Consider the following 15,120-nt stretch of genomic DNA (forward strand, 5'->3'; position numbering starts at 1 on the left):
TTGGTCTCAGGGCAACCACGCCTCGCGCCAGGCCTGAACAGCCTCTTCGTCGAACATCCAGTCGCGAAGCACTTGTTTGCGTAAGTCGTCGCCCAGCAGCGCCGCGCTGGCCAGATCCATCGTGTGGGCGCGAACCAGGTTCACCCAGGCCTCCAGCGTGTTGGGCACCCGCGTCACCGGCAAATCCCCCGCGTAGGCGCGAACGTCGCTGCAGATCACCGGCACGCCGCAGGCGCCGAGTTGCAGCAGGGTGATGTTGTTCTTGCAGGCGCCAAACGGGTTATCCACGGCGGGAAGCAGGGCCAGGTCGAGGTTCAGTCCGGCGACGGCTGTGGCGTAATGCTCGGCGGGCGGCCGGTCATGGGATTCATGGGCATGGCGGCGCAGCACGCCCTGGTCATCGCCCAGCACGATCCACTCCACCTCTTCTGCCAGCGCCTCGACCACGGCAAGGATCATATGCAGATCCTGTGGCTGCCAGCGATCACTGACCAGACCGACCCTCGGCTTGCCACCCACTCCACGGCGCGAGACGAGGTAGCCCCAGATCTGCGGCGACAGGCGCGAAGGCAGCAATCGAACGTCCGCGTGAAACTCCCCGGCGATATCAGCGAGCACTTGGGTCGAAGCGATTACGCGATGGGCCTGATGGAGGCTCTTCTGCAGCAGGTCAACGCACTCGGCATCGAAGGCGAACGGGTCTTCGCCCGGCGTCCGGGAGCCCAGTTGCAGGTCATTGATGTCGAGCACGACGAAGGCATCCGGCAGCAGCTGGGCGCGGGCGATGGTTTGCAGGTGGTCGGCGTCCAGCCGGGCCTGAAACACCACGACATTCGGCTTGAGCCGTCCTTCCTGAGGAATCGACAGCGGCTGGCTGCTGAGCATGCCGTCCACCCATCCGGTGGCGTGCAGCGTCTCGAACGGCGCGATCACTCGTTCGTGGGGCGAGGCCCAAAGGCCTTCAGGGTAGGCCAGCACCACCGGGTCACGGCGCCAGGCCATTGGCCGCCAGACCAGCGGCATGTTGAGTTCGAGCTCGACCGATTGCAGGTCGAACGACAGATTGGTGTTGAAGGCGGGGTCGTTCGCCAGGGTCGGTAGCCATTTGCGGTACATCGCCAGTTGCTCGCCGACGAAGCGCTTGCGCTTGGCCTGCTGGGTGGCGGTGTCGACGTGGGTCTGGCTGACGCTGCCTTCGTGAATCAATACCGAATGGGGCGTCCAGACATTCAGGTAGCCGAGGGCGCCAACTTTCATGCACAGATCGACGTCGTTGTAGGACACGACGAAGGCCTCTTCATCCAGCCCGCCGACCTCCTCGTAGATCGAGCGGCGGACCATCAGGCACGCCGCCGTCACCGCGCTCAAATCCTGATCCACCTGCACGCGCTGCATGTAGCCCTGAATGTGTGCGGGCTCACCGATGTGCTGATGACCGGCCGGGCCGTCCATGCCCAGGCGCACGCCGGCATGCTGCATGCGTCCGTTGGGGAACAGCAACTTCGCGCCGACCACGCCGACTTCAGGCCGGAGCGCGTGATTGAGCAATTCATCGAGCCAACGGCTGTGGACGATGGCGGTGTCGTTGTTCAGCAGCACCAGGTACTCGCCCTTGGCCTGGGCCGCGGCGACGTTATTGATGCGGGAATAGTTGAACGGGTGCGGGTAACGCAACACACGCACCTGCGCCGAGCCCAGGGCGTCGATGCGCGCCAGCCATTCAAGGGCTTCGGGGGTTTCGCTGTTGTTATCGACGATAAGCAGTTCGTAATTCAGGTAGCGGGTGATGTGCAGCAGGGTTTCGACGCAACGCTGCAAAAACGGCAGCTGATCCTTGGTCGGGACGATGATCGACACCAACGGTTGATCGGTGTGGCCGTACTGCACGTGGTAGCGGCGGGGCAGGGTGTGTTCGATGGTCGCCTGGGGGTAGCCGCGCACCTGCAGATGGCGCTGCAGCGTCGCGATTTCGTCGGGATTGTCCACCGCTTCCGGCAGGTCACAGACCAGCAGGGGTTCGCTGATGTGGATGATCTGCCCGGCGCCTTCACGCTCATACAACCGCAAGATCAGGTCGAATTCAGCAGCATCCGCGAAGCGTTCGTCGAAGCCGCCGACGGCCAGAATCGTCTCCCGTCGGAACAGCCAGTGACCCGCCGTCAGCAGCGGGTAGCTCAGCAGGTAGTCGAGGTTGAAGTCCGGGCGCATGGCCGAACTCAGACCACCCCGAGGCCGCCGGTGCATTTCGTCGGCGAAGGCAGCACGGGCGTCAGGGGACTCGAGCAGCTTCAGCGCGCTGGCAGTCAGGCCGAATGGCGTGAATTGGGTGCCGGCGTCGATCACGATCAGCCAGTCGAAACGCTGGGCTTCAATCACTTGGTTGAGCAGTGCGGCGGTGTTCCGGTTGCCGATGGACACCGTGTTCAATCGAACTCCGAGGGCGAGGGTCGGGAGCACGGTCGCGTCCGTCAACACCACCACGTTCATCGCGGCGTGCAGGGCGCCGTGGGAAGCGAGGCTGTCGAGGCTGCGCTGAACCTTCTCCGGGGCGTCGCCAAAATCCTTGATCACCACCAACAGCGAAGGCGCGCCGACGTCGGCCAGGTGCCGGTCGATCTGCGTTCGCTGTTCGGGCGTCGGGACGCGATGACCGAGCCAGGCCTCGACCTGTTGCGGGTTGAGCCGTTGCGGCAACGGCGCAGACAACTGCGCGAGCAGATTGAAATCGGTAAAGCCCTGGGTCGCCGACAACGGGCGGGCGCCGACCCAGCCGTTGTCCAGCGAGGTGCTGGCCCACCCGGCTTCACGGATCAGCCGGTGAAACGCGGGCAGATGATCGCTGTCCGTGCCAACAATTTCGATGCCCTGCTGGGTCAACTGCTGCGGCGCGATGCGCGTGCCCGTCAGCGTGGCGGGCAGCATGATCAGTTCGGCGTCGTGCAATAAGGTGGCGTACAGCGCCAGATTGCCCAGCGGACCCACGGACTCGCCGTTGAGGGCGAACAGGTCGGCGCCCAACGCCAACAGGTCGTCGCGGCGACACAGCACGCCGCTCAACTCACCGATGAAATCGCAGGTGAACTCCCCCAGCAGCCCGACGATGTCAGGCCCGTTGAATACCGTGGGCTCGCTGACGCGAAAACGGGTCGCCAGATTCTCTTGCAGCGCCGCGCCCTCGGCGTTCAACCATTGGCGGTGCGCCGCCACCAGTGAGGCCTGAGGATTGACCTCCAGCGCCGCGACCATCTGCTGAATGCAGTCCGGCGCCAGCACGGCGTCACCGGCCATGAACTTGATGTACCGCCCGGAAGCTTCGGCAACGGCGCGGTTGAAACAGGCGTCAGCGCCCAGTGGAGATTCGTTGCGCAGGTAGCGAATCGGCCACTGGCCCGACGCCCGGTACAGATCCGTCACGGTTTCTGCCAGACCGTCGGTGGCGTCGTCGCAGATCACGATTTCAATGGCATCGTGGGTCTGCCCGATCACGCTGCTCAGCGCGGTTTCAAAAAACTCGGTGCGGCAGACGGCGATGACGACGCTAACCAGTCGTTGAGAATCCATGGGGGTATCCGGTAGTTAAAAAACGTGCCTCGAACATCGGCGCATTGACAGGAGAACGGGGGGCGCAAGCGACCCGTCATGAAAATGACGCCTCGGGCATGAACATCCGGTGAAGCAATATCCCGGCCAACGGATGGGCATCAGGTTTCGTCGTGAAACTCGAAGTTACTGGCCAATTAGTGGCCCTGTGGGGGTGGCCAGTTGTGCTCGCGTGATAGGTCTTGAGGCCTGATGGAAAGCGTGCTTGAGTAGATTAATGATCGTCGGATTCATGCCGATACTCGAAAGACAGGCGTCTTTGCTTAACGCCGGTTATCTTCCAATCACTGCCCCAGGCAGACAGCGGGACTTATCATGGCGACACCTTCGAAATTCGATAACGACACCTTCCAGCTGGCCCGTGATCACCTGCAGCACTTCGTCAAGAAGACCGCCGAGTCGCTCCACGAACAGACCGGACGTTTATTGGAAGTCGGCCCCCAGGAACGTTCGCTGGTCAGGGAAAGCTTCACCCAGTTTGCCGTTGATACCTTCGACATCGTTGACACTTATGGCCCGACCCTTGTTGGCGATATAACCCGCAAGAACGAATTCATTGCCGACAGCGCCTATGACTGCGTCGTCTGTATGGAAGTCATCGAGCACACGCTGAACCCGTTCGACACCATCAAGGAAATTCGCCGCATCCTCAAACACGAGGGTTATTTGCTGATTTCCGCACCGCTGAACTGGCGCATCCATGGCCCGAGCCCGGACTGCTGGCGCATCACCGAACATGGCTGGAATGCGTTGCTGCGCGATTTCGATATCGTCGAGATCGATATCCTTGAATCCCCGGACCGTGAACTGTTCCCGATTCGGTATAACGTCCTTGCCCGTTGCAACAAGTTCAAGGAAACCAAAGACAGCGAACTGACGTTCCGCTTCATATGAACAACGCCGTGCACAACAGCGTGAAATCCCTCGACGCGCTGATTCCCCGGCTCTCGTCCGAGGCATTCGACGTTGACGTGTTTCGCAAGACGGGCGTTTTTGTGGTGCGTAATGCCGTGCCCCGGGACGTGGTTGATGCATGGCAGAACGAGTGGAAACGTTTTTACAGGGAGGTGCTGGAAAAGGGGCGGGACGTCAATCGCGCCAACCCGGTATCGCTCAACGAACAATTGCCTGAAGGCCTCGCGCACATGTACCGCGAGCCGGTTTTTGCCTCGACGCTCAAACCGCTCATGGGCGAGCACATCGCGTTGTATAACCATCGCTTTGTCATCAAAGACGCGCTGAGTGCCAACAAAGTGTTCCTGCACCAGGACAGTTGTTATCACGCTGGCAATAGCAACAAGTGCAGCGTTTTTGTGGCAATCAGTGCGGTGAACAAAGACAACGGCGGCATGACTTTTCATGTGGGCTCCCATGCCTTGGGCTCGCTCGGCGATGCCGGTGAAATCAATCCAGCGAGTTTCGATGTGCAGTGGCCGACCGTCACCCCCGAACTGGCGCCGGGCGATTTCGTGATCATGGACAGTCGCCTGTGGCATGAGTCGGGACCGAACATTTCAGGGGTTGATCGCATCTTGGCCGACATGATTATTCAGCCGGCCGACGACCCTACCGGGCAAGAACTCATCTGCGGCGAATGGCAGACCGATGTCTTTTTTTCGCCGAAGGACATCACCCGCCACTTCGTTAACTCGCGCATTCTGAAAATCGTTAACTACGAGAAAGAACTGGCGCAGTTGAAGGCCGACGCCGTACACAGGGCGAGCGGTACCACCGAATGACTCAATGCGGCGTACGGTTCGCGCGTTGCCGTGATCAGTCGTTATTGACCCCGAACATTGTTAAAGCTGACGAGGCTTATCGGCCTCTGCGCACCGCGCATTGCTCAGCGCCAGACCCGACTTGAGGAGAGAAAATGGATACCTGTCTCGCGACCCGGACGTACGCCCCTTCAGCGCTGATGCACATTCGGCCCTACCGTGTGCTGAGCATCGAGGACGGCCGGGAAGAAGAGGTCAAATTCTTCATGCCCCCCGCCGACGGCGCAGGCAGCCTGACGGCATTTGAGTCGGTCATGCTGCTCAAGCTGGTCCGCGCCATCAACCCGGACTTCGTCTTCGAGTTCGGCACCTTCGACGGGCGCACCACCCGATTGGTGCTGGAAGACCTGCCGGACAACGGCGACAGCGAGCCACGCATTTACACGCTGGACCTGCCGGACACCGACGGTATCGTGTTCCAGGGCGATGACAAACTGCTTGCCGAAAAGGCCGTGCTGTCGAGCCGCAAGTACAATCAGTCGCCGAAGAAGGCAATGGTTCGGCAGATTCTGCAGGACTCCATGGCCTTCGATCCGTCGCCCTACGCGGGCAAGTTCGACTTCATCTTCGTCGATGCCAACCACGAGTATGAGTACGTCAAGCGCGACACCGAAAATTCGCTGAAGATGCTGGGCGGCGACAGCAGTTGCATCGTCTGGCACGACTACGGTAACCCACAATTCCCGGAGCTGACTCGCTACCTGGAAGAGCTGGCTGGCAGTCTGGAGCTGTACCACATCGAAGGCACGATGCTGGTGTTTCACATGCGTGGCGCGACAATCGGTGACGAAAGAACTGCAGAGTAATGACGGTGGGCGCTGATCCAGCGCGGGCCACAATAGTGGCCTGCAAAGACGGCATTTCGCCGCTGGAGATAGACGGGGTGTACCGGCGTCTTCGCGAGCAAGCTCGCTCCCACAATTGATCGCAGAACGCCTGACCTACGTCGTTGGCCGCAGTCAATTCAACGGCCTGGTCGGATCTCGAGCGCGCCGTTTTTTTGTCTCGCCTGAATTCCGCGTTTTTACTCACATGGCCTGCAGCCCTTGTATTCAGGGCTCCGCCACCTGCTTTTCGGGTTCTGGTTCGGAACTTGCTTCAGTCCCACCACGCATCGGCGAAGGCGTCCGATCAAGTTCTGTGGAGTGGCGAGAGATGGTAGAGCAAGCAGTGGCACTGGAAGAGCAAGTCGTCGCGCTGATCGAAGAAGCGATGGAAGCCGATGAGGGCACCCTCAAGGTTGACCAGCCGCTGGACTGGGATTCGATTGCCCTGGTCACCTTCATGGCCCTGGTCGACGAGCGCCTGGAGAAAACCATTTCGGCTTCGCGCCTGAACAAGTGCGAAACCGTCCGGGACGTCATTACGCTCGTTTCGGAATAACCCCCGGTATCCGAATCCTGCGCTTCCAGGCGTAAGCGTTTCATCATCCGGGCCGCCATGCGGCCCTCGGTGTGGCGCCCTGAAGCGTGTCCCCCGTTTTCTGGACAGACTCATGACGTGCACAGCCTCACAACGGATCGCGCCGGACCTGGTGAAAGCCTACTGGCATCCGCTTTGCCTGAAGTCGCAGGTGGCCGACGACAAGGATTTTGTGCGCTTCAACGTGCTGGATTTCGAAGTCGTGGTGTTCAACGATGCGGGCAATCTGATCGCCTTCGACAACCGCTGCCCCCACCGAGGGACGCGGTTTTTCACCGAAGACGCCGGCCAGCAGCGGATCCTGTGTCCCTACCACGGCTGGAACTACGCCGCCGGACAGCTGCGCATCCCGGACGCCAAGCGTTTTGTCGGCTGTGACATCGGCAGCGCCAGCCTGAACTTCTTCAAGTTGGCGACCTGCGGCGAGCTGGTGTTTTTTGCCATCGAGCCCCGGGCGTCGCTGCTTGACCAGTTGGGTCAGCACATCTTCACGCTGCTTGAGCAGACAACGCCGAATTTGAACAAGCCTGCGGACTTCAATCGCTACGTTTTCGAAGCCGACTGGCCAATTTCCCTGGAAAACGCCCTCGAGCCGTACCACATCCCCCTCGTGCACCGGGACACCCTGGCGACCCTGAAACTGGGCATCGGCGAGAATGTGTTCTACGGCGAGAACTCCATCTGGTACGCCCCGGTAGAGAATGAAAAAGTCGCCCGACGGCTGCAAAGCCTGTCGCGCTTTTTCGCCCCTCGGGAGGCCTACGCAGGGTACGTGAGCCTTTTTCTGTATCCGTTTTCGATGCTGTCCTCGACCTACGGTTATTCGTGGTCGATGCAGAATTTCTTTCCTTCTGGCCAACCCGACCGGACCTGGTTCACCAGCCAGCTGTACCCGCTGCGGGCCGCGTCCGAGCGATACGACGAGATCGTGTCCACGTTCATGACCTCCACGGCCGACAACAACCGGACCGTGTTTGAAGAAGATCACACTATCTGCAAGAGAATTCCTGGCGACACCTGGTCCTGGCATGCCCCGCGTTATTACAGCTCGCTGGAAGCCAAGCTTCTGCATTTTCGGGCGTCCTGCGCGGAGTGGGCACGACAGGCCGGTGCCGCTACAACGGTTGGCGAGGAACGGGTATGAGTAGCGTCACGGGCAGTAACGCTGACGCAGTGCGCAGCATTGCCAACGTCAAAATCAGGGGCATCGCCTGTGCGCTGCCCAAGGCCGTGGCAGATGTCGCGGACCTGACCGGGCGCTTCGGCGACGAGAGCATCGCCAAGATCATGGCCAGCACCGGCATCGAACGCCGGCATGTGGTGCAGGACCAGTGCACCTCGGACCTGTGTGTCGAGGCGGCCGAGCGTCTGTTGGCTGATATGGGCATCGACAAGTCGTCCATCGACACGCTGATCTTCATCACCCAGACCCCGGACTACGTGCTCCCGGCCACCGCCTGCACCTTGCAGCGGCGCCTTGGATTGCCGGTGACCACCGCAGCGTTCGACGTCAATATGGGCTGCTCCGGTTACGTGTACGGGTTATGGATGGCCTCGGCGATGATCGCCGGTGGCGGCAGCCGACGGGTGTTGCTGCTGGTCGGCGACACCATCAGCAAACTGGTGGCGCCGGGCGATCGCTCGGTGGCCGCGCTGTTTGGCGATGCCGGTTCCGCCACGCTCCTCGACCACGACAGTACTGTTGCGGGCGTACCGTTTGTGCTCGGCACCGACGGCCGTGGCGAGAAGAACCTCATCGTCCCCGGCGGCGGGTTTCGTGACCGCAAGGGGGCCGATGGCTCCACCCGTGAAGACAACGTGCGCGGGCCGTTCGACCTGTACATGAACGGCACCGAGATCTTCGCCTTCACCCTGGCCCGCGTGCCGGGGCTGGTGCGTACGCTGGAACAACACGCCGAGGAGCAGCAACGCCCCATCGACAACTATGTGTTCCACCAAGCCAACCGCTTCATGCTGGAGCACCTGGCGAAGAAGACTAAATTGCCGGCGGAAAAGGTCGTGCTCAATCTGCAGAACGTCGGCAACACCAGCAGCGCGTCGATTCCCCTGGCGTTGAGTCTCAGCGCCAACGCGGCCACGGCCGACAGCGGATCGACCCTGCACGGCCAGCACCTGCTCGCCGGTTTCGGCGTGGGGTATTCGTGGGCCGGGTGCGTCGTCGATCTCGACAACACGTGGATCAGCCCGCTGACCCTGGTCGGCACAGACAGTAGCGAGGCGTAAGTGCAGAGCAATCCTTTCTCACTGGACGGCATGTCCATCCTGGTCACGGGCGCGTCCTCCGGGATCGGCCGTGAAGTCGCCATCTGGCTGAGCCGGCAGGGCGCGCGCATCGTCGCCGTGGCCCGTGACACTCAGCGCCTGGAGGAAACCCTCAGCCAGCTGCACGGCGAAGGTCACTCGGTCGAGGTGTTCGATTTTCTGGGTGGCGGCGATGTGTCCGCCTGGCTGAAAGGCCTGTCCCGCAATGGCTCGCCGTTCGACGGTCTGGTGCATGCCGCGGGCGTGCAATTACCGTTGCCGATTCGGGCCATGGGCCTGGACCACTGGGAAACCATCTTTGCCACCAACGTCACGTCCGGGTTTTCCCTGATCAAGGCGTTCCGGCAAAAAGGCGTGTGCCGCAACCCGTCGAGCATCGTCATGCTGTCCTCGGTCATGGCTCAGGTCGCTCAACCCGCGTTGATCGGTTACTGCGCGAGCAAGGGCGCGGTCGAATCCATGGTCCGCGCCGCCGCCCTTGAGCTGGCGCGGGAAGGCATCCGCGTCAACGCCATCGCACCTGGCGTGATCAAGACCGAAATGGCGCAGAAGCTCGAAGGCCTGGTCGGCGAAGACGCCATGGCCGCCATCGAACGCAAACATCCGCTGGGGCTCGGTCATCCGCTGGACGTGGCCTACGCCGTCAATTATCTGCTGTCACCGGCCGCGCGCTGGGTCACGGGTACTTCGCTGGTTGTCGATGGAGGTTACCTGGCCGAATGAACACCACAAAACTCATTATCGTCGGCGCAGGCGGTCTGGGCCGGGAGGTCCATTCCTGGCTCAAGGACTGGGTCGAGCACAACCCGGATTACGTCATCGGCGGCTTCATCGATGATGGCAGCCTGTCCCTCAATCGCTTCAGTCATTACGCCGACATTATCTCGACCATCGACGCCTACGAACCGGCCGACGATGAGCTGCTGCTCTGCGCCATCGGCAAGCCCGCTGACAAGAAATACGTGGTGGAAAAGCTGCTGTCCAAGGGCGCGGCGTTTTTCACGCTGATTCACCCCACGGCGATCGTCGGCGAGAACGTGACCATCGGGCGGGGCGTGCTGGTGTGCCCGTTTTCAGTGTTGTCGGTGGACCTGGTCGTTGGCGATTTCGTCACGATCAACTCGCTGTGTACCGTCGGCCATGACACCGTCATCGGCCAGTTCTCGACCCTCAGCGGGCACTGTGATCTGACCGGCGGCGCGGTGCTGGAAGACGAAGTGTTCCTCGGTTCGCGCGCCTCCGTGCTGCCCAAGGTGCGCGTCGGCAAAGGGGCTGTGGTCGGCGCGGGCAGCGTGGTGCTGCGGGCGGTCAAACCCGGCAGCGTGGTTTTCGGTGTGCCGGCCAAGTGCATCTCAGGATAAGAACGACATGCCTACCTACGCTCGAATTGCCGAGATCGAATACGAACTGCCTGAGCGCGTGCTCGACAACCAGATGCTGGCCGACGCGTTTCCGGAGTGGGACGTCGACAAGATTTTCCAGAAGACCGGCATCAGTCAGCGGCACATCGTTGCCGACGACGAGACCGCCTCGGACCTCGCGTTTCGCGCCTGCGAAAAACTCTTCGCCACCAGCGCCACGCCGCGCGAGCAGATCGACTGCCTGATCTACTGCACCCAAAGCCCCGATCACATGCTCCCGGCCACCGCCTGCATCCTGCAGCATCGCCTGCAACTGCCGCAGCACTGCGCCGCGTTCGATTTCAATCAGGGCTGTTCAGGATTCATCTACGGGCTGGGCATTGCCAAAGGTTTCATCGAATCCGGCCAGTGCAAGAACGTGCTGCTGATCACCGCCGAAACCTACAGCCGCTACATCAACCCCCGGGACAAGAGCGTGCGTACGCTGTTCGGCGATGCGGCGGCCGCCACGTTGATCAAAGCGTCGGACGAGGAGGGGCCTTGCCTCGATCGTTTTCGTTACGGCAGCGACGGCGGCGGGGCGAACAACCTGATCGTGCCCATGGGCGCTGCCCGCCGGCCGTTCGACGTGGAACACATGCCCGTCGAGTACGAAGACGACAGCGGCAATGTCCGTTCGGACGCGGACCTGTACATGAACGGCCCGGCGATCTTCGAATTCTCCATGACCCGGGTCCCGGCGTTGTTCGCCTCCCTGTTCGACGAGCAATTCACGGTCGAGCATTCCGACCTGTTCGTCTTTCACCAGGCCAACCAGTTCATGCTCGAAGCCCTGCGCCGCCGGCTGAAGCTGCCGCCGGAGAAATTCATCACCGAGTTCAAGCACTGCGGCAACACGGTGTCGTGCAGCATTCCCATCGCGCTGAAAGAAGCGCTGAAGAACGGCCAGGTGCAACCCGGCAGCGTGATCACGGCGGTGGGTTTCGGCGTGGGGTATTCGTGGGGTGGGTGCGTGATTCGCTGGTGAGCGAATGGGTCACCCTCAAGCGCGTAAAGTGCCTGTTCACCGGTACAAAAAGGGCTCCACGAAGGAGCCCTTTTTATTCAGCGGTCCAGCAACACCTGGCGCCAGCGCTGCAGATACGCCTCATCCATCGTCCAGTCACTCATCACGCGTTGTTTCAAGGCCTGCCCGAGTCGTTTTGATTCGTCCAGATCGTTGAGGTGCTGGTCGATGGCGTCGGTCCAGGCGGCCGTTGTGTTTTGCACCCGCGTCAGCGGCAGGTGGTTGCGCAGGCCCTGCACGTCGGTGGCGATGACCGGATAGCCACAGGCGCCGAACTCCAGCGCCAGGCGGCAGCTTCTGTGTTCGCCAAACACATCGTGGTCAGCGGGAATCAGGGCGACGTCCAGGTCCAGACACGCCAGCACGCCGGGATACAGGACACCTTCCACCGGGCTGCGCCATTCATGAACATAAGGGCGCAGGGCCTGCGGGCACGGGCCCATGATGATCCACTCGACCCGGTCGGCGAATGCTTCGATCACGTCCGCAATCAGCGCCAGATCGTTTACTTCCGCCTGCGTGCCGACCCAGCCGACCCGTGGCTTGTCATGGGGCAGCGAATGGCACTGCACCCGCTGCCAGCGTTCGCTCAAGCGGGTTTCGATGACCTCGATGTGCGGATGCAGCGCGCTCAGTTCATTGGCCAGCCCTGGGCTGGACACCACCACCTTGTCCATCAGTGCAAGGCTGGTCTCAAGACCGTCACGCAGTTGTTGGGCTAGAGGCGCGCCGGGCAATCGCTCGGCTGACGGCGGGTATTGATCCATGTCGCAGAGGCGCAGCGCCTGGGTGTGCGCCTTGATTGTGCGGATATCGTCAAGGGACGCTTCGCTCAAGGGGCATTGGAGGATCACCGCTTCCGGGCGCAGGCGGGCGAACTCGCCGAGGGTCAGGACGTCAGGCACGGACACAGGCTCGATCAGCAGTGCGTCAGCGAGCGTTTCCAGCGCACCGTTCAGGCGTTGGCTCGCCGGGCAGAGGTCGTTCAGGTGGGACAGCACGATCGGCAAGGGCCGCCATGACAGCGGCCGCCAGGTCAACGCCGTATTGATTTCGAGCTGCAAGCCCTGGGCACGGGCTGAAAAATTATCGTTGTACGCAGGGTCATGGGCGATGTACTTCAGCCATTTGCGGTACAGCGCAGCGCTGGCCTCGTCGTCTGGCGCTTCGGGCGGGACCGCTTCTGGAAGTTGCGCGGCCTCGTGCAGCAGGACCACGTGGGGCGTCCAGACAATCAACCGCCCGGATTCCTTCACCCGCAGGCACAGGTCGACGCCGCGATAACGGGTGTTCAGCTCACCGCCATCCAGCCCGTCCGCCGCTTCGAACAGCGCCCGGCTGATCATCAGGCAGGCGTCGCTGACCGCGCTGTAATTCTGATCCACCGCCAGCCGCTGCATGTAGCCCTCGCTGGCGCCGCTCTGGCCGCTGAAGATCGGGGTGACAGGCTCGTGCAAGCCGAGGATCAGGCCCGCGTGGCGGATCGTGTTGTCCGGCGCCAGCAGTTTTGCGCCGACGATGCCGACTTCGGGCCGTTGCGCATGATTGAGCAGGTTGTCGAGCCAGTCGCCGTGCAACACCGCGGTGCTGGTGTCGAGCAGCAACACGTAATCGCCGGTCGCCTCGCGTGCCGCACTGTTGTAGAGGGCCGAGCGGTCGAATTCGCCCGGATGGCGCAACACCCGCACCTGCTCCAGGCCCATGGCCGCGACGCCGTTCAGCCAGTCAATGGCCTCAGACGTCTGGCTGTCGTTGTCGACGATGAGGATCTCGTAATTCGGGTACGTGGTTTTCTCCAGAATGCTCTCGACGCAACGCTGCAGGAGCAGGATCTGGTCCCGAGTGGCAATGATGATCGAGACCTTGGGCTGACCCGCGTGGCCGTACTTGATCTGGTACTGCCGAGGGCGTGTCTCGATCACCTGGCCGTTTTCATAGCCTCGGGCAAGCAAGTGGCGCTGCAGCGTTCGCGCTTCATCGAGGTTCGACTCCCGCGCTTGCGGTCGATGGGTGACGAGGGGCTCGGCAATGTGTTCGAGGCCACCCATGCCATCGTGCTCGATCAGGCGCAGGATCAGGTCCAGTTCAAGCGCCTGGGGGTAGTGCGCATCGAACCGCCCGGCATCAATGACCGAGTAGCGGTTGAAGATCCAGTGCTTGCTGGTCACCCCCGGGCAGCTGAGCAGGTAATCGAGGCTGAAGTCCGGCCGCAGCATGACTTCCGACGTGTCGTCCTGGGTCTGGGCAATTTCATCGGCGAACAGGGCCCGGGTGGTCGGCCCTTCGCTGATTTTGACCGCCGCTTTGAACAGCCCGGCGACATTGACTGTCGCGCCGGCATCGAGCATCAGAAACCAGTCGAAGCCTTGCTCATCCATCAGCCGGTTGAGCGCCGCTGCGCAGTTGCGCCCCGTGACCGGCACATACACAGCCGGGTTGTCCGCCACTTGTTGCGGCGTCTCGCGGCTGCCGTCGTAGAGCACGAACACCCGTGGCGGCATCCAGCCGCGGGTGGCCGCCTCGACACTTACCAGGGTCTTGACCAGTGCCTGCTGGCGGTTATGCAGATCTGAGACGATGATCGCGAAGGTCGGCGCGCCGTTGTGCTGCTGGAAGTACTGCACGATGTGCGGCTTCTGCGGCCCGGCGGGGCGACGCTGCCAGGCCCACTCCTGGATCTGGTCGTGGCGGACCTCCGTTGCCGACTTCTGCAAGAACCAGGCACGCAGATTGAAGGGGACGAAGTTCTCCCGATCATGCAGCGGCGCGACCTTGACGTCGCCGTTGTCGGCCAGCGGGCGAAGCCACTCAAGCTCTTTGGTGATGCGGTAATAGTTGGCGTGACCTTCTTTGGCGATCTGCGGCGTGGCCCGCGCAATGCTGCTGCTCTGGGTGTCGGTCATGCGAAAGCGCGACAGCGGACGGCTGATGAACGCCAGATTGCCCTCACGCAGCAGTTTGACGTACAGGGTGATATCGCCAAGCCAGTGGATCGGCAGACCCTTGAGCGCCATCAGGTCTTGGCCATAGGCGAGCGCGCTGTCACGCCGGCACATCACCGAACTCGGTTCGCCCATAAACGTCAACGGCAGTTCCGACAGCAGGGCCACCAGCTCCGGGCCGTGGATGACCACGTCTTCCTTGAACGGGAACACCGTCAGCATGTTCTCCCGCAGGAACTCGCCGTTTTCGTTGATCAGGCGACGGGTTGCCGCCGCGAGGGTGATGTCCGGATGGCCATGCAGCAGCTCGACCAGCGCACTGACACACTCGGGTTCCAGCAGGTCGTCATCGTAGAGAAACTTGATGTACGCGCCGCGCGCCTCCTTGATGCCGCGTGCGACGTTCAGCGCTTCGCCCAGTGACTGTTCGTTGAAGAAATAACGAATCGGGAACGGGCTTTCCGGCGTCAACTGATCCACCAGCGCGCGAATGCCGCCGTCACGACAGTCGTCGCAGATCACGATCTCCAGCTGATCGTAGTCCTGGGCAAATGCGCTGCGCAGCGCCAACTCGAAGTACGTGGGTTTGTAGGCGGGAATGACGATGCTGACCAGGCGTGAAGCGCTCATCGGGTTACCTTGCGACGGATGACGGGCGCCGGTTTGCG

General features: G+C 61.9%; 11 protein-coding genes. 9 read left to right on the top strand and 2 right to left on the bottom strand.

Annotation, left to right across the window (positions count from 1 at the left end; all coding sequences use genetic code 11):
* Positions 1-6: 6 nt before the first annotated feature.
* A complete protein-coding gene (locus M1E04_RS08175; RefSeq protein ID WP_456292739.1) occupies positions 7-3,561 on the bottom strand; it encodes a glycosyltransferase family 2 protein in 3,555 nt (1,184 codons plus the stop codon).
* Positions 3,562-3,915: 354 nt separating this feature from the next.
* On the opposite strand from M1E04_RS08175, the gene M1E04_RS08180 reads away from it, so the two are divergent.
* The 9 genes from M1E04_RS08180 (at position 3,916) to M1E04_RS08220 (ending at position 11,471) form a co-directional block, all read left to right on the top strand.
* Positions 3,916-4,494, top strand: coding sequence for a class I SAM-dependent methyltransferase (locus M1E04_RS08180; RefSeq protein ID WP_065987244.1), 579 nt, complete (start codon positions 3,916-3,918; stop codon positions 4,492-4,494).
* Positions 4,491-5,339, top strand: coding sequence for a phytanoyl-CoA dioxygenase family protein (locus tag M1E04_RS08185; protein ID WP_456292740.1), 849 nt, complete (start codon positions 4,491-4,493; stop codon positions 5,337-5,339). Before M1E04_RS08180 ends, M1E04_RS08185 begins: the two co-directional genes overlap by 4 nt.
* Before the next feature lie 134 nt (positions 5,340-5,473).
* On the top strand, positions 5,474-6,184 hold the full coding sequence (locus M1E04_RS08190; protein ID WP_296311657.1) for a class I SAM-dependent methyltransferase: 711 nt from the start codon (positions 5,474-5,476) through the stop codon (positions 6,182-6,184).
* Positions 6,185-6,533: 349 nt separating this feature from the next.
* A complete protein-coding gene (locus tag M1E04_RS08195) occupies positions 6,534-6,761 on the top strand; it encodes an acyl carrier protein (RefSeq protein WP_237254702.1) in 228 nt (75 codons plus the stop codon).
* A 112-nt stretch (positions 6,762-6,873) separates the two neighbouring features.
* A complete protein-coding gene (locus tag M1E04_RS08200; RefSeq protein WP_296311666.1) occupies positions 6,874-7,944 on the top strand; it encodes an aromatic ring-hydroxylating oxygenase subunit alpha in 1,071 nt (356 codons plus the stop codon).
* Positions 7,941-9,044, top strand: coding sequence for a 3-oxoacyl-ACP synthase III family protein (locus M1E04_RS08205; RefSeq protein WP_456292741.1), 1,104 nt, complete (start codon positions 7,941-7,943; stop codon positions 9,042-9,044). The genes M1E04_RS08200 and M1E04_RS08205 overlap by 4 nt, the downstream gene beginning before the upstream one ends.
* On the top strand, positions 9,045-9,806 hold the full coding sequence (locus M1E04_RS08210; protein WP_296311675.1) for an SDR family NAD(P)-dependent oxidoreductase: 762 nt from the start codon (positions 9,045-9,047) through the stop codon (positions 9,804-9,806).
* Entirely contained in the window at positions 9,803-10,444 is a 642-nt protein-coding gene (locus M1E04_RS08215) for an acetyltransferase (RefSeq protein ID WP_410933872.1), read from the top strand. The genes M1E04_RS08210 and M1E04_RS08215 overlap by 4 nt, the downstream gene beginning before the upstream one ends.
* Before the next feature lie 7 nt (positions 10,445-10,451).
* Positions 10,452-11,471 carry a ketoacyl-ACP synthase III gene (locus M1E04_RS08220; protein WP_456292742.1) on the top strand — a complete coding sequence of 340 codons (1,020 nt, stop codon included), beginning with the start codon at positions 10,452-10,454 and terminating at the stop codon, positions 11,469-11,471.
* A gap of 77 nt (positions 11,472-11,548) precedes the next feature.
* Here the strand turns inward: M1E04_RS08220 and M1E04_RS08225 are convergent, their stop codons facing one another.
* Complete coding sequence (locus M1E04_RS08225) at positions 11,549-15,082, bottom strand: glycosyltransferase (protein ID WP_456292743.1); 3,534 nt, start codon at positions 15,080-15,082, stop codon at positions 11,549-11,551.
* Positions 15,083-15,120: the final 38 nt, after the last annotated feature.

It is taken from the genome of Pseudomonas sp. AK106 (assembly GCF_053903055.1).

Bases quoted from the DNA above. Each gene is read 5' to 3' on its own strand.
- M1E04_RS08175 (WP_456292739.1), bottom strand. From the start codon at position 3,561: ATGGATTCTCAACGACTGGTTAGCGTCGTCATCGCCGTCTGCCGCACC.
- M1E04_RS08215 (WP_410933872.1), top strand. From the start codon at position 9,803: ATGAACACCACAAAACTCATTATCGTCGGCGCAGGCGGTCTGGGCCGG.
- M1E04_RS08190 (WP_296311657.1), top strand. From the start codon at position 5,474: ATGGATACCTGTCTCGCGACCCGGACGTACGCCCCTTCAGCGCTGATG.
- M1E04_RS08205 (WP_456292741.1), top strand. From the start codon at position 7,941: ATGAGTAGCGTCACGGGCAGTAACGCTGACGCAGTGCGCAGCATTGCC.
- M1E04_RS08185 (WP_456292740.1), top strand. From the start codon at position 4,491: ATGAACAACGCCGTGCACAACAGCGTGAAATCCCTCGACGCGCTGATT.
- M1E04_RS08220 (WP_456292742.1), top strand. From the start codon at position 10,452: ATGCCTACCTACGCTCGAATTGCCGAGATCGAATACGAACTGCCTGAG.
- M1E04_RS08195 (WP_237254702.1), top strand. From the start codon at position 6,534: ATGGTAGAGCAAGCAGTGGCACTGGAAGAGCAAGTCGTCGCGCTGATC.
- M1E04_RS08225 (WP_456292743.1), bottom strand. From the start codon at position 15,082: ATGAGCGCTTCACGCCTGGTCAGCATCGTCATTCCCGCCTACAAACCC.
- M1E04_RS08180 (WP_065987244.1), top strand. From the start codon at position 3,916: ATGGCGACACCTTCGAAATTCGATAACGACACCTTCCAGCTGGCCCGT.
- M1E04_RS08200 (WP_296311666.1), top strand. From the start codon at position 6,874: ATGACGTGCACAGCCTCACAACGGATCGCGCCGGACCTGGTGAAAGCC.